Below are 25037 nucleotides of genomic sequence, written 5' to 3' on the forward strand. Positions count from 1 at the left end.
GAACTTCATTGGGAGAATGTCACTCAACGAATAACTCTTCTATCTGCGCACTTGAACGGTCAAACAATAAGAATCTCAAACACCTAACGGCGCATGAGTACTAAAATATTGGTTATTGATGACGAAGCCGATGTAGAGTCGCTATTACTACAGCGGTTTTGGCTTAAAATACAGGAAGGTACGTACCAGTTTCAATTTGCCGAGAGCGGATACGAGGCCCTGTCGGTGATACGGGCCGAACCGGATTTTGATGTGCTGTTAGTCGATATTAACATGCCAGACATGGATGGACTAACCTTGTTGGGGCACCTCCCCGATTTATTGCCGAATGGCCGCGCTGTAATGGTGTCGGCTTATGACGATATGGATAATATTCGCACGGCCATGAACCGGGGGGCCTTCGACTTTGTCTGCAAGCCCATTAATTTCGGTGATCTGGAACTGACCATCGAAAAAACGGCTCAGCACGTTCGTCAGCTGCGTGAATCAGCGAAAATGAAGCTGATTGCTGACTTAAAAACGCACTTTTTCGACAATATAACGCATGAATTTCGCACCCCCCTGACGCTGATCCTGGCGCCCGTTGAGCGCTTACTTCGGCAATGGAACGAGTACGACGTAACGTACCGGGATCTATTGTCCATCGAGCGCAATGCCCGCCATCTGCTCCGGCTGATTAACCAACTCCTTGATCTGGCTAAACTGGAAGTGGGTCACCTCCGCGTGAATCTACAACCTGGCAATCTGAACGAATTTGTTGGGCAGTTGGTCCAGGCATTCATGCCCGTAGCAGAACAGCGCGAGCTTACCCTTTCTTACCATTCCGATGTATCTGGCCAGTGGTTGTTTGATGCCGAAAAAGTTGGGCAGATTGGGTACAATTTAATTGCTAACGCCATTAAGTTCACCGCAGGGCCACATCCCCAAAAGGCGGGTGCCGTAACTGTGCGCCTAACGAGCGGACCACCTGTGCGCCTGACGGTTTCAGATACCGGTGTCGGCATTACAGCCGCTAACTTACCGCATATTTTTAACCGCTTTTATCAGGTCGATTCGGTGGTACGGCCGTTGCAGCCGGGCACCGGCATTGGCCTGTCGCTCGTTAAGGAGCTAACGGAATTAATGGGGGGCACGGTATCAGTAGAAAGTAGCCCGGGAACCACAACGACTCCCTCAGGCACTACGTTCGCCGTCGACTTACCGATCAGTCCTCTATCAGACGACGAGCCGACAGCCAACGATAGCTTTCCAGTACAAGAGTGGTTCCCTCACCCAGCGAGTGAGTTGAGCACCAGCCTTCCACCAACCACCCCAGCCGAAGATGCTGCGCTGATTGTTGTGGTAGAAGACAATGACGAGTTACGCAAGTTCTTAGCCGAAGAGCTCATGCAGCATTACCGGGTCCTCACGGCGGACGCCGGAGAGCAAGGCTGGGCGTTGATTCAGACCGAACTTCCCGACGTGGTCATATCTGATGTTATGATGCCAGGCATGGACGGTTATGCCCTGACGCATCGCATCAAAACCACTCCGGCAACCGATCATATCGCGGTTATTTTACTCACGGCCAAAGCCACCAACGATAGCCGAATGACCGGTCTGCAACAAGGGGCCGACGATTACTTGACAAAGCCCTTTCTTATCGAAGAGATGACGCTACGCCTGCGAAACCTGTTGGCGCGTCAGCAGCGACTGCGCATGCTTTACCAGCAACAACTGGCCCGGCCCGAACTACCCCAACCGATGGAAACCGTTCAGGATGGGTGGTTGCGAACCTTGTATTCGGTGTTAGATGCTCACTTAGACGATTCCTCATTCAGCGTTGAACAGTTAGCTCAATACATGGCCCTGAGCAGTAAAACCCTACTTCGCAAGATTCAAGCCCTTACTCAACTCTCGACCAACGATTTAATTCGACGGTACCGGTTGCGCAAAGCCGTCGACCTGCTACGCGCCGGACACGGTGTATCCGAAACGGCTTACATGGTTGGTTTTGATACGCCTTCGTACTTCGGTCAGTGCTTTAAGGAAGTGTATCACGTTACGCCCAGAGAATTTGCCGTATCAGAGAAAACGTAGAGCTGTTTTAGTGAGCAGTATGCATAGGCATTGATTGTACCAACCATGGCTCTCTACACCGCAACAGAGGCTAACAGATTTGTATTCAACCACATCGCGACATCCAGAACAAAACTGTCGGCATTATCCACATAAAGCAGATTAGGCAGGGTGCTCAGCGTTATTTTACCTGCGTTGTATTGGGCTGTGATATTTGAATACAGAACGGCATCCGCCTGATCGGCCAAGTCCAGTATAGATGTTGCGCCCGGCACCCCACAACCAACTGCCTGACCAGGGCTTTGCGTCAGAGTCCACGATAACAGGAACAGATTGCCAGTATGGTTTGCTGGATTGGCTAGCTTACTAAACTGATCCGAAATCATCGTATTCAAATCGTTGGTATTTGAATACTGGTCAAATACGACCAGATCAGCCGGTCCGGGCATATCGCCATACGAATAAACGCCGGTAAACTGCTGCTTGACAACATTAGTCAATTGATCGAAAACCGCCAGCACTTTACCCGATGAACCAATGTACTGATTGATCAATACGTCAGCTAATGTGCCCGAACCGAGTGGTGTATCATAGAGCACGTTTTGCAGTTGCGACGTCACCAGACTACAGAGCTGCGTCATCTGCTCCTGCGAAAAACTTTGCTGACCGGTATCAACATCGATGTAATGCGAGAATTTCAGAATCACTAAATCATGGGAGCTTTGCATGAACGTTGAAACCTGCTCCAGAATGACTGTCAACGCAGGGCCACAACACCCTAAAAATCCAATAACAGAATGGCTATAGTGACCGGTGTATAATGTGCCTCCGGAAATAACCGGCCGCAGGTCGAAATAACGAATTCCATTTTGAAGTTGCTCTAATATCGTCAGCGTCTGGGTTTGCGTATTGCAGGTATTGGCCCCAATAGAACAGTTTTGTAGTTGACACATACCTGCGTCATGAGCAGCGGGCATCACAATATGATTCAGTGGTTGATTGCCCAGCAGCTCTAAATTTTCGGACATCCAGTTTGAGCGATCCATATAGAGGAATGGTGGTTTTCGAAAAATTATTGAACTAGTCCGGCAAGAATCGACAGGCCTATGCCCCGTCTTCGCAGGTACTGACAATACATACACCCTAACGTTAAGCCGGCTACGTACTATCAGTACCTGAAAAGCCAGAAACGACTAGGTGTTAGCGTAAACTTGCACCGTGAAATTGCCCGAAGCGTTTCTTGGATTAGCGATGTACAGCGAGCGGTGAGGGTCGGTGTAATTACTTTGAAAACCATTGTAGGCATCCGAGTAACGGGTGGGGTCAATGCCCATGCTAACGTCCTGCATGACATCGAAATGAATGATGTCGGGATTTGCCGTATTGATCACTTGAAATGAAACATACTTCGTTCCCGACGGCATGGAGTCGGTAGAAAAGTTACCACTTGAACGATGCTTTTGGCCTGGTTGCGGCTGGGGGTCAGAAACGACGGTGGCTAATAGGGTTTGTGCCATTTTGGTATTATTTTGATTGAGTAGTGCTTACTCTGTTTAAGGCTTTTCAGCTACCGCCTTTATCATAGAGGACATGACAAAGGTAGAGCACGGCCAACCCCGGGAATATTACAAAATGGACAAAGACTATCAGTTTTAGGACAGGCTCGAACGCAACCAGAGCAGTGAGCGCAGGGCCACCATTTTAAGGAGTTTGACAAGATAATAAACAGCAAAAAAGCAGGCTAGCCTGCTCTGTAGTTCTTGGTTTGCTTGTTTCTGGACAGGAGTTAAACGTAGTGAGGACAACACTAGCGTTCGTTAGACCTTAGCAATCATCCGATCAAAAACCTCGCGCTGGGCTTTCATTGAACCAACCTTATCGGTCGGATTGGTATGGCACTCCAACAGTACCCAACCTTTATAATTCATGTTGACCAGGTTGGTCAGCAGCTCCTGATAAGGATAGTCAGTGCGGTCCAGCTCCCGAACGTGACAGGTGGCCCCAAACCGATCTTTTACTAAATCGAAGTTGGATTGAAACCCTTTCCCGTTCAGATCTTGAGGATTGCAGTTCCAGCAGATGGTTGCGTTAGGATGCACAGCCACGTCCATGATTTGCTTAATGGCCGGAAGCTCCTGGGTTTCTTCGCCGTGTACTTCAAGCCGGATCTGCTGCCCGAAGTCGGCTCCACATTTGGCCAGCTCATTTAAGGCCTGGCCTATTTGAGTAAGCGTTTTTTCGGCAGGCACTTCTTTATGTAGGGCGTTGGGCTTCACTTTCACGCCCGAGCCGCCTACATCGGCGCTTAATCGGATAAACTCTTTTGTCCGCTCAATAGATACCTTAAGGCGCTCGGGTTCTACAAAGTCAAATTGCTGGTTTGTGCCAAGCCCCACCAACTGCACCGGGCTGTCGGCAAACTGTTTTTTGACTTCCAGTCGCTGCGCCGAACTCAGATTAGGCATTACTTTGTGGGCATGGTCGACGCGCAGCTCCACACCTAGTATGTCGGTATCCTTACAGTTTTTGATCAGGGTAGGTACGTCCCAGTCTTTCCCCCATAAATATGTAACAAACCCCAACTTGATCGCCGATTTTTCCCGATCCGATAAAACAGCTAATGCCGGTCCCGATAGTATCGAAGCCCCAGTCAGTAGACTGATTTCCCTGAGAAAAGTCTTTCTATTAATAAGAGACATAGGAGTCGGAAAATAGAATGGATGACAAAATTCGGTTATCAACCAAATAAAGTTGATGGACCGACTCGTCTACCTATCAATTACTCCCTGTGCACTGCATCAAGGCACTCATGCGAGAGTGCCTCTTAGTTAAGCATTCCTGTAAAGCCAGAAACAAGGCCCTCTCAACCTGGCTTATTGGCTGCAATATTCGGTTACCGCATTTACTGCATCGGCATAGCCTAAGTTCTGTGCCTGCTTCAAGCTTAAGCAACCTTCCTCGCGTTTATCCTGTATAATTTGGGCGATGCCTAATCCGTAGAAAGCCTTCCCAAACTTTGGATCAGCCTTGACAGCCTGCTGAAAATCGGCGGTAGCCGCAGTCAACTCTTTCTGTTGAAATCGTAAGTTACCCCGGTTATACAGCGCCAATGCATTGTTTGGATTCAACGTAATAGCTTGCGAAAAATCAGTCAGAGCCGGCTGCGTTTGCCCCTGCGCGGCAAACAGTTGCCCCCGGTTCAGAAACAACTCAGCCGTGATGCTTTTGCTTGTATCAGGGGCTAAACGAATTGCATCCGAATAATCCTTTAAAGCGCCGGGCAGATCATTCTGGGCTACTTTCAGTAAGCCCCGGTTGTAATAAGGCCGGTAAAAAGTAGGATTAAGCTTAATGGCCTGGTCATAATCAAGAGCCGCATTAGCGTATTCTTTAAGCTCAAAATAGGCTACGCCCCGGGAGTTAAAGGCGTCAGGATTGTCGTCATCGGCTTCGATAGCCTGGTTGAGCGACTGCACAGCCTCCCGAAATTTACCTTCTTTTAAATAATTTCGCCCTTGTTCAACATATTCATCCGACGAATTACAGCCGCTGATAATGAACATTATACCCAAGATACTGTACCACCAACATTTCATAATTACTCAATTTAACCGCAAAGGTACGGGTGAAATTTGGTCGTTTGTCTAACAAATCCTTAACTTTGCATCGGCAAATCGGTGCTACCAGCTCCTGCTGAATCCCCCAGGTCTTGACCGAAGCAAGGGTAGGTGGTCGTAGCGGTGAGACATTGGTTTGCCATTTTTTGTTTCCACCCGTGCTCGTCGGGGCGGTTGCTTCGTTTAGCGGTTTGTGCATCTTAGTCGTATCAGGTCGCTAAATTACTTAGACCCAATATGGACCTGCTCAACCAAATTAAGGCGTCATTCCAGAACGCATTTCACACCGCCCCGTTACTGGTCTGCTCGCCCGGCCGGGTCAATCTCATCGGCGAACATACTGATTATAATGAAGGATTTGTGCTTCCGGCTGCTATAGACAAAGCCATCTTCTTAGCCGTTAGTCCTCGTCAGGACAACGAACTTCATTTTATAGCGCACGACCTCGACAAAACCTACCAGGGTTCATTGTCTACCTTAACGCCAACCCACACCTGGGCCGATTACTTGCTGGGTACCGTAGCGCAATTTCAACTAGCGGGTCATCAGCTCAGCGGTTTCAACTGTGTTTTCGGTGGAACCATCCCGATGGGTGCCGGTCTGTCTTCGTCAGCAGCCCTCGAAAACGGCGTTGGCTTTGCCCTCAATGAGATGTTTGGCCTGGGCGTCGATCGACTTTCGATGCTAAAGATGTCGCAACGGGCCGAAAATGACTTCGTTGGCGCTAAAGTGGGCATCATGGACATGTTTGCCAGCATGATGGGTAAAGCCAATCACGTGATTAAGCTAGATTGCCGCTCACTTGAGTATACTTATGCGCCGTTCGAGATGGAAGGCATTAATATCGTGCTTTGCGACTCGCGGGTGAAGCACTCACTGGTAACGTCGGAATACAATACACGCCGGGCCGAGTGCGAAGTGGGCGTTCAGGCACTCAAGCCTTATTATCCCGAAATAAAAAGTTTGCGCGATGTCACGATGACTATGCTTGACAAGCACCTGCGCGACAAACAGCCCCTAATTTATCGGCGGTGTGCCTACGTAGTCCAGGAAAACCAGCGCTTGCTCGATGGCGTAATAAAGCTCGAAGCGGGCGACATAGCCGGATTTGGTCAGCTTATGTATGGCTCACACGAGGGCTTAAGTCACTGGTATGAGGTAAGTTGCCCAGAGTTAGACACGTTGGTAGATATTGCCCGGGGGCAGGCGGGTGTGCTGGGTGCCCGGATGATGGGTGGAGGCTTTGGCGGCTGCACCATAAATTTGGTGCAAGAAGACACCCTTACCGAATTTCAAAACGAGATTACCGAACAATATAAACTCAGAACCGGTAAAGATACGTACATTCACGTCTGCAAAATCCAAAATGGAACGCAGCTTGTTAGCCAATAGGTTAGTCAGTAAGTCCACATACCGAGTTACTAGAAAATCGGTGTACTAACAGCTGACCAACTCTCTGATTAACCAACTGATTAACTTTAATTTAAACTATGAAATTTTTCATTGACACAGCCAACCTGGCTGACATTCGCGAAGCCCAAGACATGGGTATTCTTGACGGCGTAACTACCAACCCATCGCTGATGGCCAAAGAAGGCATCACCGGAAAGGACAACGTGATGCGTCACTACAAGCAGATTTGCGAAATCGTAGAAGGCGACATTAGCGCTGAAGTCATTTCGGTTAAGTATGACGAAATGATTAAAGAAGGCGAAGAATTGGCTGACCTCGACGAGAACATCGTTGTGAAAGTGCCAATGACGGCTGATGGTATAAAAGCAATCAAATATTTCAGCGAAAAAGGCATTCGTACGAACTGTACGCTGATTTTTTCGGCAGGCCAGGCCTTGGTAGCCGCTAAAGCGGGGGCGTCGTACGTATCGCCGTTTGTGGGTCGTCTGGACGACATCTCAACCGATGGTATGGCCCTTATTGAGCAGATTGTGACCATATTTACGAACTACGGTTATACGACCGAAGTACTGGCAGCCTCCGTACGTCACCCAATGCACATCATTCAGTGTGCCGAAGTAGGTGCTGATGTGATGACTGCTCCTTTGAGCGTTATCAAAGCGTTGCTGAATCACCCACTAACCGACAGCGGCCTGGCTAAATTCCTTGCCGACCACGAGAAAGCTGCCCTGCCCGTAAAGCAGTAATTTAATTACCAGCTAACAGCCAGCAGCCAACAGTGTCTCATTATTGAAATCACTGTTAGCTGCTGGCTGATAACTGTTCACCGTACTATGTTTTCCAGCGAACCCGTTCTTATTCTCGACCACGCCGACATCTACCAAGGTAGTAAGTTAATTTTAGGCGATGTCTCGTTTCAAATCAACAAAGGCGATTTTGCGTACCTCATCGGGCGCACGGGTAGTGGAAAATCATCGTTGCTGAAGACGCTGTATGCCGACCTGCTGTTGCAGAACGGGAAAGGACAGGTAGCTGGTTACCAGCTCAATCCCATCAAGCCACGCGACATCCCGTACCTCCGCCGAAAAATAGGGATCGTGTTTCAAGATTTTCAACTGTTTTCCGACCGTTCTGTAGAGGATAATTTGAAGTTTGTGCTCAAAGCAACGGGCTGGAAAGACAAAGGCGAAATGAACAACCGCATCGCTGAAGTACTGATGCAGGTTGGCCTGGGAACAGCCCAGAAAAAAATGCCCCATCAGCTCTCCGGGGGCGAACAGCAACGCGTGGTTGTGGCCCGGGCAATGCTCAATGAACCACAGATCCTGATTGCTGACGAACCAACGGGAAACCTCGACCCTGCCGTATCCGATCAGATCATGAAAGTGTTTCAGTCCATCAACAACGCCGGAACAGCCGTGCTGATGGCGACTCATAACTACGAACTTCTCAACAAATACCCCGCTCGCGTGCTACGCTGTCAGGAAGGTCAGGTTATTGAGTTAAACGGCTAGTGAGTGTGATAAACAGAGAGAGGGGTAGTAAGTGAAGCTCTTGTTTCTTCACTTACTACCCCTCTCTCTGTTTATCACTGGTTGTAACGTGGGTGGAAACCCGCGATTCCAAGCTAAATATTGCGGGTTTCCACCCACGTTACAGCGCGTTACTTCGCTTTCAAATACGCAAAAGGAATAATCATCTCCTCAAGCGACACCCCTCCGTGCTGGAACGTATTGCGGTAATGATTCACGTAGTAATTGTAGTTGTTCGGATACGCGAAGAAGTAGTCCTCCAGCGTAAACACGTAAGCCGTTGATACGTGCGGCTTGGGCAGGAAAAGCCGTTCGGGCTTACGACCCACAAAGAGGTGGTTATCTTCAAATCCTAAGTTCTTCCCTTGTTTGTAGCGCAGGTTCGTGTTGGTTTCGCGGTAACCAACAATTTTAGCTGGCTTCTGAACCCGGATCATACCGTGGTCAGTGGTGACAACGAGTCGTCCCCCCTTAGCCGCAATTTTTTGTACAAACTCCAGTAGGGGCGAGTGCTGAAACCAGGACCGCGTAATCGACCGGTAAGCCGATTCGTCGGGGGCCAATTCCTTAATCATTGCCATATCGGTTCGGGCGTGCGACAGCATATCCACGAAGTTGTACACAACAATATTTAACTGATTCTGAAGCAGGTTATTGAAGTTATCGACCAGTGATTTACCCTGATTAACATTCAGAATTTTGTGATACGACATTTTGATATTCAGACGGCTCTGCTCCAGTTGCCGACGCATGAACTCGTCTTCGTGGTTGTTCAGGCCCTCATCTTCGTTGTCGTCGTTCACCCATAAATCCGGGTGCTTACGTTCCATCTCGCTCGGCATCATACCCGAAAAAATAGCGTTTCGGGCGAAACCAGTTGTAGTAGGCAGAATGGAGTAATACGAAGATTCTTCTTCAACCGTGAAATACTCACCTAATAGGGGTTCAATAGCTTTCCACTGATCGTAGCGCAGGTTGTCAATCAAGATGAAGAACAGCGGAGCCGAATTCCCGCTCTGATCCAAAAGTGGGAATACCTTCTTACGCATCAATTGGTGCGACATAATCGGGCTATCCGTCTTGGGATCGTTCAACCAGTCTTCATAGTTGTCCATCACAAACTTACAGAAGGTGGCGTTGGCTTCACTTTTCTGCATGTTCATGACCTCCGACATACTCTTATCCTGCGAGCTATCAAGCTCTAACTCCCAGTAAATAAGCTTCCTATAGACTTCAGCCCATTCCTCAAAACTCATGCGGTCATTATACTGCATGGAGATGTTACGGAAGTCCTGCTGATAACCAATGTTCGTTCGCTCGGTTACGAGTCGCTTGTTGTCCAGAATCTTTTTGACAGAGAGCAGGATCTGATTCGGATTGAGCGGTTTGATGAGGTAATCGGCAATCTTAGAGCCGATTGCCTCTTCCATAATGTGTTCCTCTTCACTTTTGGTGATCATAACCACCGGCAGGTTGGGACGCAGTTGCTTAATCTGGGAGAGCGTTTCCAGCCCGGTCATGCCGGGCATCATTTCATCCAGGAAAACAACATCATAATTTGTCTGCTCGACCTGATCGAGTGCGTCGGCTCCGCTGTTAACGGACGTAACGTCGTAGCCTTTATTTTTGAGGAAAAGAATGTGAGGTTTCAGCAGATCAATCTCATCATCGGCCCAGAGTATCGAATAGTTTTGCATACGTTCGAGGGGGTAGTTTGTAGTTTATGGTTTATTCGTGCCAACTGTCGTGGATTGACTACCTAAACCGTTCCTTATTTAACAGCAAACGCCCGCTTCTGTTTAGGTGGTTCATATTTAACAGAATTTAACAACCATCGTTTCGCTGAAAGCAGCCCTACAGTGGTGATTAGTACATGGATCGTTGGGGCCATTTTAACGTCTTTTAAACCTTATCACTCTAAATTGATCAACACAAGTGAGGACTGCTTAATCGTTTACTCGGTCATATACGGTGGATAGATACACCTCGCTAAAAATGCTTTGTTACGTAAAAAGGGGCGTATTTTACCTTACTTTTACAATTGATATCGTTTGTGCATGGCGAGCCAGGCAAATGTCCGGCAGCATCCCGGCTGAACATAATCCATGAAAAAATATCCTATCATTTTTGCTTCATTCTTAGTAGGCATCATTAGTTACGTTCAGGTTAGCCAGGCTTATCCAGTATTGTCTGAGCGGTTGACCGCCTTCGATTCGGTGGGCGTGGAAAAGAAAGACGGGAAGCGGTTTATTCTGCACCGGGTTGATGAAGGCCAAACGCTGTTTGCTATTGCCCGACGCTATCGGCGATCGGTTGCCGAAATTAAAGCGGCCAATCCAGACATGAACGAATCGGTTCGATACGATCAGCTGGTACGTATCCCGATTCCAGATGGTGCCTTGAACCGTAAGGAAGCCAAGGCATTGGATAAAGCGATCCGTAAAGAAGAAAAACAGCAGAAGCGGGAAGCCAAAGTTGACGGGAAACCAGCCTCAACGGACGAAAAAAAAACCGCTAAAGCGGAAAAGAATCCAGAGAAAGACGCTAAGAAGAATGAAGATCCCGCCCGGTCAGGCATTCACGTAGTTGAGCCGGGTCAGACACTATATAGCTTAGCAGTTCGGTACGGTGTTCCCCAGTCAGACCTTCGCAAGTGGAATAACTTGTCTTCTAATAATGTATTGATTGGTCAGGCGCTTATTGTGTCAGAAAAAGCGTATCAGGCACGGGTTCCATCGTCGCCGGCGCCAAGCGTAGCCATTAGAACATCCGATACGCCAACCCGAACGGAGACCGCTAAACCCGCTGAGACGCGCCCGGCGGAGCCTAAGCCGACAACAACCCGACGCACTGACCCGCCCGCCGAAACCAAACCCGAGCGAACCACGCCTGTAGCTGAAAACCGACGGAATGAACCAACCCCAGCCCCCAGCACGAAACCGGCGGCCGAAGTAGAAATTGAGTCCCCTCGGCCGGGTAACGATGCGCCCATTCCGATGCGCGGCCGACGTATTTCCGATAGTGGTGTAGCGGAGATGATTGAAGGTGCCGATGGGTCGGGCAAATACCTCGCCCTGCACCGGACTGCGCCAATCGGAACTTTGGTGCAGGTACGCAACGAGTTCAACAATCAGAGCCTTTGGGTAAAAGTTATTGGCCGGTTGCCCAACACGGGTGTGAATGACAAGATATTAATCAAATTATCGGCCCAGGCGTTTGCGAAACTTTCACCCGAAGACAAGCGTTTTCGGGCAGAGGTCAGTTACATTGTCCGCTAACGATATGGAAAAAGAAACGAAAGAAGAGCGTATTGCCCGACGGCACCGCGAACGCGATCAACAAATGAAGTCATCGCCGGGCTACGTGACATTTAGCGTCATGTTTACGCTGGCTTATCCGTTTATAGCCGTCTTCACCTTCGTTATGTCTACATTACTAGCCTTCTTTTCGGGTATTTCCCGAGCTATGGCATGGGTTGTTAGCGGAGGCCGTTCGCATTAATTTCTGACCATTTGATGAACTGCCCCATTAGCCAGTCAATTGGCCTGCCTCATCGGGCTTAATTAGTATGAGTGAACCTGAACTTATTGATTTTTTGAATAGGAAGGCCGATCAATACAATCGGCCTTCATTTATTGAACGCGATCCCATCAGCATTCCGCATCGTTTCAGCCGGAAGCAGGATATTGAAATCATGGGGTTCTGGGCTGCCGTGCTGGCCTGGGGACAGCGTCCGGTGATTTTGAAGAAGTCGAATGAATTAATCGAACTCATGGATGGCGCTCCCTACGATTTCGTACGCAACCACGAAGAGAGTGACCTCAAGCGCTTTCTGGCCTTCAAGCACCGCACATTCAACGCTACGGATGCGCTCTATTTTCTGCACTTCTTTCATACGTATTACCAGACAAACGATTCGCTGGAAGATGCTTTCATTAATACAGCGGCTGGAAAGCCGCTTTTTGATAGTACAAACCGAAGCGGCTTTCCAGCCGCTGTACCGACAGTAGAATCGGCTTTGATTACCTTCCATGACCGTTTCTGCTGCGATCCGTTCTTTCCCGAACGCACTCGTAAACACATTGCTACGCCCGCCCGTAATTCATCGTGTAAACGACTACTTATGTTTTTACGCTGGATGGTTCGGCACGATGACCGCGGAGTCGATTTTGGGCTATGGACCAGATTACGCCCTAACCAGCTAGTCATACCAATTGATGTGCACGTTAACCGCGTAGCCCGTACCCTTGGCTTGCTTACCCATCGGAGTGCCACGCTACCCCAGCCCGATTGGAAAGCAGCCCTATCGCTCACAGAAACACTTCGCCGGTTTGATCCAGCAGATCCGGTACGATATGATTTTGCCCTTTTTGGCCTGGGAGTAGAGGGAGAACTGTAATTTCGTTAAGTGAGCGGTCAGTTATTGTCAAACGTTGTCAGGAAGGGTCAAGCAGTTGCCACGAGCCATAAGACACCTGACCATACTTGGCTGAACCTGACTACTCCTTTTTGGCTGTTTGCTAAGGCATGCAAACAATATTGTCGATATAAGATTACTAATCTTGTTGACATGCTTATTAAACCATGCCGTTCCAGATCACTACTCAGCCCTTCGGTCCACTAGCTACCGAAAGCGAACCTCTTACCGAATACATCCTCGAACACCCTGAGACAGGTGAGTTTATCAGTGTACTTCCTGGGTTTGGTGGTATTCTCCGCCGGTTAGTTCTGCGTAAAGGTAAAAGTCTTTTTGCGCTGATAAAGGCTCCTGAGTCGCCCCAGGCCCTGCTCGCCGACGAAGGTTACGCCAGTGCGTTGCTTTATCCTTTTCCAAGTCGGATTCATCATGGCATTTACCGCTTCGATGGCGAAGCGTATGCCCTGAAAATGAACGAAGCCAATCGCGACAACGCCCTTCATGGATTTGTGTATGGCCGCGAGTTTTCGGTAGTCAGCCAGGAGGCTACACCTACCCACGCTCGACTTGTTATTCAATACAATTACGTTGGCGATACGGTTGGGTATCCATTTCCTTTTTCGCTTACCGTTACTTATGAGTTGATTCAGGCTAACTTACTCAAGCTAGGTAGTAATCCTGCTAACGACAAGATGTGCGCTCTGCGGATAAGTTACGCGGCACTTAACACGGGGACGACGCGAAGTCCGGCGGCTTTTGGCTGGCATCCTTACTTTACGTTTTCGGAGGAAACTATCGACGAGCTAACGCTGTCGCTGCCCGCCAGAACGCCCATTACCCTTGATGACAATATGATTGCGAGCGGTCGCCAGGCCCTTGAAAATGCTGAAACATTCAACCTGCGCGACCGTCAGTTAGATACGCCATTCGCTGTTGAGCCAACCGGTATTCCAGTTGATGGTGAGCCTTTTGCCGAAACAATGTTAACTTCGCTTAAAACTGGAGTTCGGCTCGTTATTGGTCAACAAACCGGCAAGGATAAACTCAATTACCTTGTTTGTTTCACTCCTCCCCGGCGCGACAGCATTGCCATTGAACCCCTGACGGCCAATGTCGATGCCTTCAACAATGGCGATGGGTTAACCATCTTAAACCCTGGCGATACGCTTTCGGGCACAATTTGGGTCAGGTTAGACTAAAGAAAGGTATAAAAGACCAGAAGGAGCTGATACATCCAGCTGTAAAATCAGGTTTATTAGCTCCTTCTAACTACTTTACCATGTGACTGCTTTTAAACGCACACCTTGCGGATTTTCTGCATCGGACAGTTTAATGGCCGCCTTGCCCGGCTCGACCAGGTAGTTCATTCGTTCTTGTATCAGTTCATTAGGTTTAGCCTCCCGATTGACGTTGCTTTTAGGAGCACAAGCGTAAAAACCTCGATACTTTCCGCTGGTTGGTATGATGACAAAAGATTGATTGGTCTCATCAACCTGAATCTTGCCTTTAAAATACGTATAGGCCTCTGTCCGACAATTATAACTGGTTGTTGAGTTGATGACGTATTCCTCGTAAGTACCGTCAGCGTGAAATTCAAATGCCAACGCCTGCTCGTAAGCATTGCCAGCGTAAGTACCATCATAATTCCAGAAATTAGTCGGAGAAAACGAGCCATACGACCATTTCCCAACTAGCTCAGCCGGTATTTTGCTGGTCGTAGACGGTGAACCGATGGGGGAATTTTCTTGGGGATTAACCTTACCCGCTTCATCTTTTTTACAAGCGGCAGATAACATTACTAGCGCAGAGAGCGCCATGAAGAGCTTTTTCATAAGGATTCCTAATCTCTTTACTTTCTTCTGATCGGGTACAAAACAAAGTAAGAGGATACCTATGCCCCAGAAGCCTCTTGACCAAGAAGACAAACTGATAACTCAATTGCCAAAAAAAGGAGATGAATTGTGGAGCGAATTCGTGAAGGACCTGAGTTAAGTGGAGCTTCATGTAGAACACCGTCTTAAACCATGCCCTACATGAAGCCATCGAGCTGCCGTCGCGATCTTTGACTAGAGTAGGCAACTCAGGAATGAAACAAACCTCATTTAACGCTGACAACAATAGCGAATGTTAATCGTAGTCTGGGAACTACGATCCAGCATTACCCGGTCTCTGACCGGAGCTACCAGCTCACGAAAGGAACCCTATCTAACGATAAACTCATTAGCCTTACAACTCGAACGTAATGCCCTGCGCAAGTGGCATGGTAGTTCCGTAATTGATGGTGTTGGTTTGCCGACGCATGTAGGCTTTCCAGGCATCAGACCCAGACTCACGCCCGCCACCGGTTTCTTTTTCGCCACCGAAAGCGCCACCAATTTCGGCACCCGACGTACCGATGTTGACATTGGCAATACCGCAGTCAGATCCACTCGCGGCCAGGAATCGTTCGGCCTCGCGCATGTTTAAGGTGAAAATAGATGACGACAGTCCTTGCGGCACTCCATTTTGCTGGGCGATCGCATCGTCCAGCGTGGAGTACTTCAGTAAATATAGGATAGGTGCAAACGTTTCGCGCTGAACAACTGGCCAGTCATTTTGCGCTTCAGCAATGCATGGACGAACGTAACAGCCCGATTCAAAGCCTAAACCGTCTAGCAGGCCAGGCTCTACAACAAAGCGCCCACCTGCCTGTTTGATCTCTTCCACAGTTGTCATGTAATTTTTAACAGCCGCCTGATCAATCACAGGTCCTACATGAAATGACTCGTCTAATGGATTACCAATGCGAATTTGTGCATAGGCATTTTTCAGCCGGTTTTTCACGTCGTCGTAAATACTCTCCTGCACAATAACCCGGCGGGTAGTGGTACAGCGTTGTCCGGCCGTACCGACAGCACCAAATACAATCGCCGGGATTGCCAGATCCAAATCAGCGTGTTCCGAAACAATGATGGCGTTGTTGCCACCCAGTTCCAACAGCGTCCGTCCCAGCCGAGCAGCTACAGCTTCAGCCACGGCTTTTCCCATACGGGTGCTACCTGTGGCTGACACCAGCGCTACCCGCGGATCGCGCGCCAGCCACTCGCCCGCATCGCGACCACCCGTGACCAGGCAGGAGACCCCTTCGGGTACGTCATTATTACGTAATACTTCGCCAATAATCTGCTGGCACGCTAACGCTGTCAGCGGTGTTTTTTCGGATGGTTTCCACACGCAAACGTCACCACACACCCAGGCAATCATGGCGTTCCACGACCAGACAGCCACGGGAAAGTTGAAGGCCGAAATAATGCCAACGATGCCTAAAGGATGCCACTGTTCCAGCATGCGGTGAGCCGGACGTTCAGAGTGCATCGACAATCCATAGAGCTGCCGCGACTGACCCACCGCAAAATCACAGATATCAATGATTTCCTGTACCTCTCCAAGGCCTTCCTGCAGTGACTTACCCATCTCGTAACTCACGAGCGTCCCTAATTCCCGTTTATACTGCCGAAACTGCTCACCCATTTGCCGAACGATCTCGCCCCGCCTAGGAGCTGGCACTTGTCGCCATTCTGTAAACGCTTGCTGTGCCGTTTCGATAACACGGTCATAGTCAGCCCGGGTTGAGACGTTTACCCGTGCAATTAATTGGCCATCTGCTGGCGAATAGGAATCAATTGTTTTCGTACTGCCTGACCGATCTTTAGTATCCCAGAAATGCTGACCGGTACTGGTTCCAGGTTTAGTAGGTTGTGTTGGCAAAGGAAGAATGGACTGCATATATATCAGGATATGGTTTGTTGACAACACGGCAAAACTACCCGCCTTGAGGCATACTATGAGTCTGAGGCAACAAACTTTTTAGATAAATTTTAGTTAAAACATGATGATTTGTTATTTCCAAAACAGCACAACGTTATGAAAATCAATAAACTATTTGGGCTACTAACGCTGATCCCAGCGTTAGTATGTACCGCCAGTCTGGCCCAAACAACGCCCACTGGAACCATTAATCCCACTACCTACCCGCAAGGAGCTATTGCACCAGATTCAACCTTATCGTCAAAAATGTCACGCAGTCAAAAACGAGCCATGCGACGCGACGAAACGAATCGGAACAAAAAAGCTCAGAATACCCGTAATTCGGGTAGTGCCTCCAATACCTCAACTCAGGATGGCGAGTTTCGGGAAAGTTCGGCTAGCAACGGTACAACCATTAACAATAGCAACTCCACCAACTACAACAGCAACAACGTAACCAATGCCCCAACTGGCGTAGGCAGTAATCCCACCACCACAGCTAACCCAGCCAAGCCGGAAGATCAGGCCGGTAATGGAAATATGAACACGTCCAGTTCGGGGGCAACCGGCACAAACGTATCGGGCACCAGCGTGAGCACATCAGGTACCACCACCGATAGCCAGCTTAACAATGGGGCTACAAAAACGGGAACCGCAGCAGCAATATCTGGCGCACGTACTACCGAAGAACCCGCGGTGAAATCGGGGAGCACAGTCCGCAATGCAAGCATCGGGGACTTTATTTCATCATCACCGAATTACGTAACCTTGCAAAACGCCCTCCAATCGGTCAAGTTAGACGAAACGCTGAAAGGTAATGGTCCTTATACACTATTTGCTCCATCGAACAGTGCATTTAAAAAGTTACCCCCTACCATACAGGGCGGTTTGTTAGAAGGCCGTAACGTCGATGCGCTGAAGCAGTTATTGTCGTATCACGTCGTGAATGGATCATTAGACGCAAATCAATTAACGAAACAAATAAATGCGGGCAATGGCAAGGCTAGCTTGAAAACCTTGGCTGGGGGCACACTGACGGCGCAACTTGAAAACGGGCGCGTAGTGCTTACCGATGAGCGGGGCGCCAAAGCAACTGTTGAAGCCGCCGATAATCGTCAGGTCAACGGTATTGTTCACGGTATAAATGCTGTACTCATGCCCAAGGTAGATGCGAATACTATCCGTTAATGTAAGTTACTGATAGAACGAATAGTAAAAGAAGAGCCGCCGATCAACTGCATAAAACGTTGATCGGCGGCTTGTTTATTTTCCATAAAAATTTCTTAAACAAAATAGTTAATCAACCTTGTTTATAAGGCTCCGTAAGCCTGCTTGTAAAGGCATTGCTTATAAACCTGTTTACTTTTTTGATTTTCTCTTATATTTGGCTCACTTAACACCGTTTGCGTGAAACGCCAATCTTCTCTAGTCTCCGAAAGTGTCTTGATCGAAAAGCTTACGCGACGCGATCAACAGGCCTTTCAATGGCTTTACGACCAGTATTCACCTGCTCTGTATGGAGTTGTTCTGCGCATTGTTCGCGAGGAGGAACATGCTCAGGACCTCTTGCAGGATATCTTCGTCAAAATCTGGAAAAACTTAGATGCTTACGACGCCAGCAAGGGCCGTTTATTCACCTGGATGCTCAATGTAGCCAGAAATACGGCTATCGATGCCTTACGAGCTCGTAAAACGCAACCCTTCGGCGCAATCCGAACCGACGAAGAGAACGTACATATAGTTGATCGCCAGCATCACACTGAACAGCCCAATCCCGACCACATTGGTGTACAAGAGGTTGTGAGCCAGTTAAGGCCCGAACGGAAACAGCTAATTGATTTGGTCTACTTTGGAGGGTACACTCACGAGGAAGCCGCCGAAGAACTGAATCTGCCGCTGGGAACTGTTAAAACTCGGATTCGGGCCGCGTTGCAGGAGCTAAAGCAACTATTTAAATCATGAACGTAACAGAATACATAGAGTCTGGTATCTTAGAGTCCTACGTCATGGGCGCCGTTAGCGACCAGGAACGACGCGAGGTCGAGTGCCTGTCATCTATCTATCCTGACATACGGCGCGAACTTGACCAGTTATCGGTTGCACTCGAAAACTATGCCATGGCGTATAGCATCGAGCCACCAGTATCGGTCAAAGACAAGTTATTAAAACAACTTGACTTTGAGCAGCCGGTAGAAACCGAAACTGTTGTTCGGCCCATGCCAGTCGAACGTTCCACATCGACGTTTCGCACTACCTGGATGGTAGCCGCGTCTGTGGGACTCTTATTGCTGATTTTCTCTTTTTTCCTTCTCTCGCAGCTGCGTAACAGTCAGGAAACGTTGACGTCACTTCGTACGGCAAATAGTTCACTGCAATCAGAAGTACGGCAGCTACGTGATCACCAAACACAATCCGATCAGGCGCTGGCTTTATTACGTCAACCCGGTACCCGAACGTTGGAGCTGAAAGGGAATGAAAAAGCCCCCCAGGGCGATATGCTTGTTTTCTGGAACCCCCAAACGCGTCAGGTTGCAGTAGAAGTGAAGTCACTTCCTGCCCTACCCGCCGACCGGCAGTATCAGCTCTGGTCGTTGGTAGGTGGCAAGCCCGTAGACGCTGGCGTGTTTGACGTAACGAATACCAATGCGCTGATCCAGAAACTTAACCGTCCTATTGACAAAGCCGACGCCTTCGCCGTGACCGTTGAAAAGCGGGGGGGAAGTCCCACGCCTACCCTATCGACGCTGCTGGCTATGACACCGGTCGACGCCTGAACGTTGCTTTCTTTAGCTTTGTTTTCTTATTGACAATGAGCTTCGCCCGGCAGCTTTTGGCTCAGTCGGGCGAAGTTTGTTATACGATCTTTGCCCCAGACTTAAGTGTTATAAGCTGGCAGTTTATTAGTACCTTATTTTTGAACAACAGACCATGAAAAATCCCCTGTTAGTACTGTTGCCCTTGTGGTTACTAGTGAGCACTTCCTTTGTGAGCGCCTGCCAGTCTACTTCTGCCAATCAGGCGATTAGTGATTCAAAAAGCCTTACCGATGAGAAACCACCGGGGGGCAAACGGGTGGTGAAAACAAACGCTGAGTGGAAGAAAATTTTGACGCCTGACCAATACGCGGTCTTACGCGAACATGGTACCGAACGAGCTTTCACAAGTCCGTTAAACGACATCCACGATCACGGTGTCTTTTATTGCGCAGGGTGCCACAATCCGCTATTCTCGTCTGACACCAAATTCAATTCGGGTACTGGCTGGCCGAGCTTCTATGCGCCCATTGCCAAGAATGCCGTTCGAGAATTGTCTGATAAAAGCTACGGTATGGTTCGCACGGAGGTTCTCTGTAACGTATGTGGTGGGCACCTGGGCCACGTTTTCGATGATGGGCCTAAGCCAACCGGTCTGCGTTATTGCATGAATGGCGTCGCCATGACATTTGAGAAAAAGTGATGAACGGCGCGCCAATGCACACTATAAGTAATTAGCTGATTACCTTTGTTTTCTGGTTGCTAAACAACTAGTTCACAAAAGCCGGTTTGCGTATGCAAACCGGCTTTTGTATATCAGATCGGCCGAAAATACGTTATATTTGGTGCCCGAACAGTTCACCTCCAAGGTGAATGGACAAACCGTATTAGCGGACGGGCAGTTAGCTGCTTTCGAGCAACGCCATTCGTAACTAGCAAGATCTTCTTCGACCGAAAACGCATGAGTGAGTATAGGGAGCGATTCCGCGCTGTCCGGCACGCCTTCGGGGCGTTTCGACAACGAATCCGACAACGTCGAGCCCGAATCGGCAATGTCAGGCGCGGAGTCAGCCGACAAATTTTTAGGCAAACCGCACGGATTGCCGGGGAGGAACGAGTCAGTACATGGACACAAGGGTATCGTCAGTATCGAGACCGCCTTCGTTCATTCGTTCACCAATACATCGATCCTGAGTCATGGTATTATCCTTACCTTAAAAACGGGCTAAAGGCAATCCTGTATGTAGCCTTAGCTTTGGGTTTCTACGTCTTCGTTCTCAACTATAATTTCCTGTATCTGACGGGCGAAATGCCTAGTGTGGAGGAATTGCGTAATCCTAAACTGAATCAGTCGTCGGAGATTTACTCGCAGGACGGTGTCATGATTGGTAAGTTTTACGCCGAAAATCGGACGCCTATCAAGTACGAAAATATTCCAAAGTCGCTCATTAACGCCTTGATTGCCACTGAGGACGTCCGTTTCTACGAACATAGTGGCGTTGATCCCCGTGCCATTGGCCGGGCGGTCATCAACCTAGGAAGCGAGGGCGGTGGCTCGACCATCACACAGCAGTTAGCCAAAAACTTATTCAAGACACGGCGCAAAAATAGCTCAGGCCTCTTAAATAAGGTTCCGTTTCTTCGAAAAGTGATCTACAAATCGAAGGAGTGGCTGATGGCCCTAAAGCTAGAACGCAACTTCTCGAAGCAAGAAATTATTACGTATTACTTTAATACCGTTGATTTTGGCAGCAACGCTTTTGGTTTGAAAACAGCCGCCCGTACGTTTTTCAACAAAGCGCCCGACAGCCTGAACGTGCAGGAAGGCGCAGTGCTGGTTGGCTTGCAGAAGGCCACAACAAACTATAATCCGCTTAAGAACCCCAAACGTTCTAAAGAGCGCCGAAATGTAGTATTAGGTCAGATGGCTAAGTATAAGTTTCTGACAAAGGCGCAGGCCGATTCCATCAGTGCCCTTCCTCTCGTAACCGATTACACGCCCGAAAACCCTTACTCCGGCCCGGCCAGTTATCTGAAGAACGCCGTGCAGGATTTTGTCAAGAAATGGGGGGAAGAAAATGGGTACGATTTGAACACCAGTGGTTTGAAAATTTATACGACCATTGATTCGCGCATGCAGACGTACGCCGAGCAGGCTACGAGCGAAAAGATGAAGCAGTTACAACGAACCTTTGACAATCATTGGCGGGGCCGCAACCCGTGGACCGATGAAGATGGCAAGGAACTACCTGGCTTTATTGATTCGGTAGCCCGTCGGACGGAACGTTATAAAACGTTGAGCCGACGTTTCTTACCTATGTACCCCGACTCGATTACGTACTACATGAAACATGTGAAGTACAAGATGCGGGTATTTAGCTGGAAGAGTAAGCGAGGCTATGACTCGACTGAGATGACACCTTACGACTCCATTGCGTATTACAAGCATTTTTTGCAATCGGGTATGGTGGCGATGGACCCGCATACGGGCTACATCCGGGCTTGGGTTGGTGGTTTAGACTACGATTATTTTAAGTATGATCACGTTAAGCAGGGCAAACGCCAACCAGGCTCTACGTTTAAACCGTTTGTGTACACTGCTGCTATCGACGATACGCTGGTTAATCTTAGTCCCTGCGACCGCATCCAAGACCGCCCGTTCCGCAAAGAGTTTATCAACGCGGATGGTGAAGAGGACGTTTGGGAGCCGCGTAATTCGGTTGGCTACTTTAGTTACTCGAACATGACCCTTCGTCGGGCTTTGGCTCGTTCGGTTAATTCTATCACCGCTCAGTTAACAGATCGCGTTACGCCCGAACGCGTAGCTCAGTACGCCCATCGGATGGGTATAAAAAGTCGGTTAGATGCCGTACCATCCATTGGCTTAGGGTCGTCGGATGTGTCATTGTACGAATTGGTAGCGTCATACTGTACGTTTGTCAATGACGGCGAATCCATTGATCCAATCATTGTACAACGAATCGAAGATCGTGATGGCAACGTAATTGAGACCTTCTCGACTCAACGCAAACGGGCCATCAGTCCAGAAACAGCCTTTTTGATGCGTTACATGCTACAAGGAGGCTTACAAGAATCGGGGGGTACTTCACAGAATCTTTGGTCATTTGACTTGTTCAAGAACCGGAACGAAATAGGGGCCAAAACCGGAACCACGTCTAACAACTCAGACGGTTGGTTTGTGGGTGTATCCAACAACTTAGTAGTAGGTGCGTGGGTTGGTGGCGACGACCGAAGTATCCACTTCCGTTCAACGGATTTAGGAGAAGGTGCCAAAACAGCTTTGCCTTTAGTCGGCAGCTTTCTGGAAAAAGTATATGCCGATCCGAAGTTTAAGCAGTTACAAGGTCCCTTTCCGAAACCTACAGTTCCGATTACAAAAAACTATTTAAATTGCGGGTATGACGACGAAGAGGAAAGCAGCAGCGAATCAGACTCGACAAGTACAACGGGAGAAGTAGGTGACTCGACGTTTGTACCAACGGCTCCGGCCACGGACCCGGCGGCTCAGCCCGATTCGACCAATACGCTCTAACAGAGTTGTACATAAAACGCTGATTTCTATGATAGTTTGTATAAAATCATAACCATTATAAAAATCAGCGTTTTATTTGTTCATCTTACTTACTACTTCCTCCCAGCATTTTCTGCCTGATACTCTGAAATATTTTATTCCGATACGTATTACCAATCGGTATCCTGACTTCTTTCTTATCAGTCCGCGTAATCACCTCATTACCGTCAATGCCCGAAATCTTATTTACGTTAATAATGTAGGACTTATGCATCCGCATAAATTGATTAGCAGGCAACCGTTCTTCCAACTCCTTGAAAGTAAGCAAGACGATCACTGAGTTCGTCTGTAAGTGAAATGAGACGTAATTCTTGAGCCCTTCAATGTAAACGATTTCGTCGTACCCAATCTTCACCATTTTGCTCTTATTGTCTACTTTCACAAAAATCTCGTTGTCTTCAGTGCGTTGTTCTGCGGGTTGAATAGCATTGTTAAGCGCTTTCTGCGTTCCTTTTAGGAAACGCTCAAACGAGATTGGCTTGAGCAGATAATCCAGAACGCCCACCTCAAATGCCTCTACAGCAAAATCCTGATAGGCCGTTGTGAAGATGATGTTGGTCTTCGGCGACAACATGCGGGCTATCTGTAAACCAGACAAATCATCCATATGAATATCTAAAAATACCAGGTCAGGCTGTTGCTGCGTAATGGCGCTTAACCCCTCTACTGGATCGGTAGTGGCATACAACAGTGTAAGGTATGGCGTCCGGCTAACGTACATTTTCAGTAAGTCGACGGCATGTTCTTCGTCGTCAATGATTACACAGCTAAGCATAGGTAGATACCGAGTTGAGTGTTATAGATACATCGAAATAGGTGTCATCCTGGTGAACTATCAACTTATACTGCTCTCCAAACAACAGGTTAAGGCGTTTGCGCGTGTTAGCCAGGCCAACGTTGGTCGATTCGGGCATCTGGGCAGTGTGTTTACGATTACGGATATGAACCGTTAACTGGTCATCTACCCGCACATCGATTAATAGCGGCTCCCGTTTCAGATCACCGTGTTTAAATGCGTTTTCAACCAGTGTTAACAGACATAGCGGTGGTACCGAGGCCCGGCTTAAGTCACCCTTGGTCTGATACTCGACTAATAACTTATTGTTGAAGCGGAGTTGGTTTAATTCTGTAAATAAATTTATACTTCTTAGTTCGTGCTCCAACGGCACCATTGTCTTGAATTCGGTCGTCACCACGAAGCGCAACAGGTTCGATAAAGACAAGATAGCGTTTGCTAAATCAGCCGAATACAGACTAGCCTTTGAGTAGAACATATTCAGCGTGTTGTACAAAAAGTGCTGATCAATCTGCGACTTGAGAAAGTTAACCTCTGCCAACAACTGTTGCCGCTGAGCACTTGCCCGTTGATGTTCTAGTTTTAGGTTGTACCGAAAGTACCAAAACGTCAGGCTAATGGCGGTTACCTGCACCACGTCGTAAAAAGCGCTGATGGCAAACCGGAATAATTCACGAGACTCATTTCGCAGCCGTTCGTCCTCCGGAATTGTGACAAGCGTGTTCGTGATCGTTACCCGGTTATAATCAATGAACATGAACACCCCCACTGCAATCACGTAGAGCAGACTGCCTAGCACGTAGTTCTTTTGCTCAAAAAGGCGGGGAAAGATAAAGTAATAACAGGCGTAGAAAAAAGTAATGGTAACTATGTAATAGACACTTAGCCCAATTATTGTTGCTGCGGACAAGTCAGCATTAGGATTTTGGGCAAATATGGCGGAGGTGTAATAAAAGATGTAAGCTGTCCAGCCAAGAGAGTTCAATCCGATTGCTCTTACTGATTTGCTCACGTTCATAGGCGTATAGATGTCCTTTCAAAAGTCGAGTTTGTCCGATTAATCGGCTAGTTGG

Annotated in this window: 23 protein-coding genes; 13 read left to right on the forward strand and 10 right to left on the reverse strand. The window is 48.4% G+C overall.

The features are described from left to right. Window positions 1-93 precede the first annotated feature (93 nt). Window positions 94-2079 (forward strand): response regulator, encoded by a 1986-nt coding sequence (locus ACFSUS_RS21345; protein WP_381525783.1) that lies wholly within the window; start codon window positions 94-96, stop codon window positions 2077-2079. Between the two features lie 53 nt (window positions 2080-2132). Here the strand turns inward: ACFSUS_RS21345 and ACFSUS_RS21350 are convergent, their stop codons facing one another. The 5 genes from ACFSUS_RS21350 to ACFSUS_RS21370 form a co-directional block, all read right to left on the reverse strand. After that, on the reverse strand, window positions 2133-3104 hold the full coding sequence (locus ACFSUS_RS21350) for a PI-PLC domain-containing protein (RefSeq protein WP_381525784.1): 972 nt from the start codon (window positions 3102-3104) through the stop codon (window positions 2133-2135). Window positions 3105-3251: 147 nt separating this feature from the next. Then, the gene (locus ACFSUS_RS21355) at window positions 3252-3575 is read right to left on the reverse strand and encodes a hypothetical protein (RefSeq protein ID WP_381525785.1); all 324 of its coding nucleotides are present in this window, start codon (window positions 3573-3575) and stop codon (window positions 3252-3254) included. Window positions 3576-3875: 300 nt separating this feature from the next. Continuing rightward, window positions 3876-4757 carry a sugar phosphate isomerase/epimerase family protein gene (locus ACFSUS_RS21360; protein ID WP_381525786.1) on the reverse strand — a complete coding sequence of 294 codons (882 nt, stop codon included), beginning with the start codon at window positions 4755-4757 and terminating at the stop codon, window positions 3876-3878. Between the two features lie 174 nt (window positions 4758-4931). Beyond that, window positions 4932-5621 (reverse strand): tetratricopeptide repeat protein, encoded by a 690-nt coding sequence (locus ACFSUS_RS21365; protein ID WP_381525787.1) that lies wholly within the window; start codon window positions 5619-5621, stop codon window positions 4932-4934. Continuing rightward, window positions 5599-5874, reverse strand: coding sequence for a hypothetical protein (locus ACFSUS_RS21370; RefSeq protein ID WP_381525788.1), 276 nt, complete (start codon window positions 5872-5874; stop codon window positions 5599-5601). The genes ACFSUS_RS21365 and ACFSUS_RS21370 overlap by 23 nt, the downstream gene beginning before the upstream one ends. Window positions 5875-5912: 38 nt before the next feature. Here ACFSUS_RS21370 and galK point away from each other — a divergent pair, with 38 nt between their 5' ends. From galK to ACFSUS_RS21385, 3 genes are all read left to right on the forward strand, one after another. Further along, the gene (gene galK, locus ACFSUS_RS21375) at window positions 5913-7067 is read left to right on the forward strand and encodes a galactokinase (RefSeq protein ID WP_381525789.1); all 1155 of its coding nucleotides are present in this window, start codon (window positions 5913-5915) and stop codon (window positions 7065-7067) included. Between the two features lie 98 nt (window positions 7068-7165). Then, entirely contained in the window at window positions 7166-7834 is a 669-nt protein-coding gene (gene fsa, locus ACFSUS_RS21380; protein ID WP_381525790.1) for a fructose-6-phosphate aldolase, read from the forward strand. An 87-nt stretch (window positions 7835-7921) separates the two neighbouring features. Continuing rightward, a complete protein-coding gene (locus tag ACFSUS_RS21385; RefSeq protein WP_381525791.1) occupies window positions 7922-8602 on the forward strand; it encodes a cell division ATP-binding protein FtsE in 681 nt (226 codons plus the stop codon). A gap of 149 nt (window positions 8603-8751) precedes the next feature. On the opposite strand, the gene porX is transcribed toward ACFSUS_RS21385, so the two are convergent. Further along, on the reverse strand, window positions 8752-10317 hold the full coding sequence (gene porX, locus ACFSUS_RS21390) for a T9SS response regulator signal transducer PorX (RefSeq protein ID WP_381525792.1): 1566 nt from the start codon (window positions 10315-10317) through the stop codon (window positions 8752-8754). A 408-nt stretch (window positions 10318-10725) separates the two neighbouring features. Here porX and ACFSUS_RS21395 point away from each other — a divergent pair, with 408 nt between their 5' ends. The 4 genes from ACFSUS_RS21395 (at window position 10726) to ACFSUS_RS21410 (ending at window position 14236) form a co-directional block, all read left to right on the forward strand. Next, window positions 10726-11898: a LysM peptidoglycan-binding domain-containing protein gene (locus ACFSUS_RS21395; protein WP_381525793.1), complete on the forward strand. Its 1173-nt coding sequence runs from the start codon at window positions 10726-10728 to the stop codon at window positions 11896-11898. A gap of 4 nt (window positions 11899-11902) precedes the next feature. Continuing rightward, window positions 11903-12121 (forward strand): hypothetical protein, encoded by a 219-nt coding sequence (locus ACFSUS_RS21400; protein ID WP_381525794.1) that lies wholly within the window; start codon window positions 11903-11905, stop codon window positions 12119-12121. Between the two features lie 67 nt (window positions 12122-12188). Then, a complete protein-coding gene (locus ACFSUS_RS21405; RefSeq protein ID WP_381525795.1) occupies window positions 12189-13019 on the forward strand; it encodes a TIGR02757 family protein in 831 nt (276 codons plus the stop codon). A gap of 185 nt (window positions 13020-13204) precedes the next feature. Then, window positions 13205-14236: an aldose 1-epimerase gene (locus ACFSUS_RS21410; protein WP_381525796.1), complete on the forward strand. Its 1032-nt coding sequence runs from the start codon at window positions 13205-13207 to the stop codon at window positions 14234-14236. 75 nt (window positions 14237-14311) lie between these two features. On the opposite strand, the gene ACFSUS_RS21415 is transcribed toward ACFSUS_RS21410, so the two are convergent. After that, window positions 14312-14869, reverse strand: coding sequence for a hypothetical protein (locus ACFSUS_RS21415; protein ID WP_381525797.1), 558 nt, complete (start codon window positions 14867-14869; stop codon window positions 14312-14314). Between the two features lie 394 nt (window positions 14870-15263). Beyond that, on the reverse strand, window positions 15264-16802 hold the full coding sequence (amaB, locus tag ACFSUS_RS21420; RefSeq protein WP_381525798.1) for an L-piperidine-6-carboxylate dehydrogenase: 1539 nt from the start codon (window positions 16800-16802) through the stop codon (window positions 15264-15266). A gap of 138 nt (window positions 16803-16940) precedes the next feature. Between amaB and ACFSUS_RS21425 the strand changes: the two genes are divergently transcribed. The 5 genes from ACFSUS_RS21425 to ACFSUS_RS21445 all read left to right on the forward strand — a co-directional run bounded on the left by ACFSUS_RS21425 (window position 16941) and on the right by ACFSUS_RS21445 (window position 23129). Next, window positions 16941-18011: a fasciclin domain-containing protein gene (locus ACFSUS_RS21425; protein ID WP_381525799.1), complete on the forward strand. Its 1071-nt coding sequence runs from the start codon at window positions 16941-16943 to the stop codon at window positions 18009-18011. Between the two features lie 219 nt (window positions 18012-18230). After that, on the forward strand, window positions 18231-18785 hold the full coding sequence (locus tag ACFSUS_RS21430) for an RNA polymerase sigma factor (RefSeq protein WP_381525800.1): 555 nt from the start codon (window positions 18231-18233) through the stop codon (window positions 18783-18785). Beyond that, window positions 18782-19597 carry an anti-sigma factor gene (locus tag ACFSUS_RS21435; protein ID WP_381525801.1) on the forward strand — a complete coding sequence of 272 codons (816 nt, stop codon included), beginning with the start codon at window positions 18782-18784 and terminating at the stop codon, window positions 19595-19597. The genes ACFSUS_RS21430 and ACFSUS_RS21435 overlap by 4 nt, the downstream gene beginning before the upstream one ends. A gap of 154 nt (window positions 19598-19751) precedes the next feature. Then, the gene (gene msrB, locus ACFSUS_RS21440) at window positions 19752-20279 is read left to right on the forward strand and encodes a peptide-methionine (R)-S-oxide reductase MsrB (protein ID WP_381525802.1); all 528 of its coding nucleotides are present in this window, start codon (window positions 19752-19754) and stop codon (window positions 20277-20279) included. 258 nt (window positions 20280-20537) lie between these two features. Beyond that, window positions 20538-23129, forward strand: a complete 2592-nt coding sequence (locus ACFSUS_RS21445) for a penicillin-binding protein 1A (RefSeq protein WP_381525803.1) — start codon at window positions 20538-20540, stop codon at window positions 23127-23129. An 85-nt stretch (window positions 23130-23214) separates the two neighbouring features. Here the strand turns inward: ACFSUS_RS21445 and ACFSUS_RS21450 are convergent, their stop codons facing one another. Further along, entirely contained in the window at window positions 23215-23943 is a 729-nt protein-coding gene (locus ACFSUS_RS21450) for a LytR/AlgR family response regulator transcription factor (protein ID WP_381525804.1), read from the reverse strand. After that, complete coding sequence (locus ACFSUS_RS21455) at window positions 23936-24982, reverse strand: sensor histidine kinase (RefSeq protein ID WP_381525805.1); 1047 nt, start codon at window positions 24980-24982, stop codon at window positions 23936-23938. Before ACFSUS_RS21455 ends, ACFSUS_RS21450 begins: the two co-directional genes overlap by 8 nt. Between the last annotated feature and the right edge of the window lie 55 nt (window positions 24983-25037).

The organism is Spirosoma soli, assembly GCF_042684525.1.
GTDB lineage: Bacteria > Bacteroidota > Bacteroidia > Cytophagales > Spirosomataceae > Spirosoma > Spirosoma soli.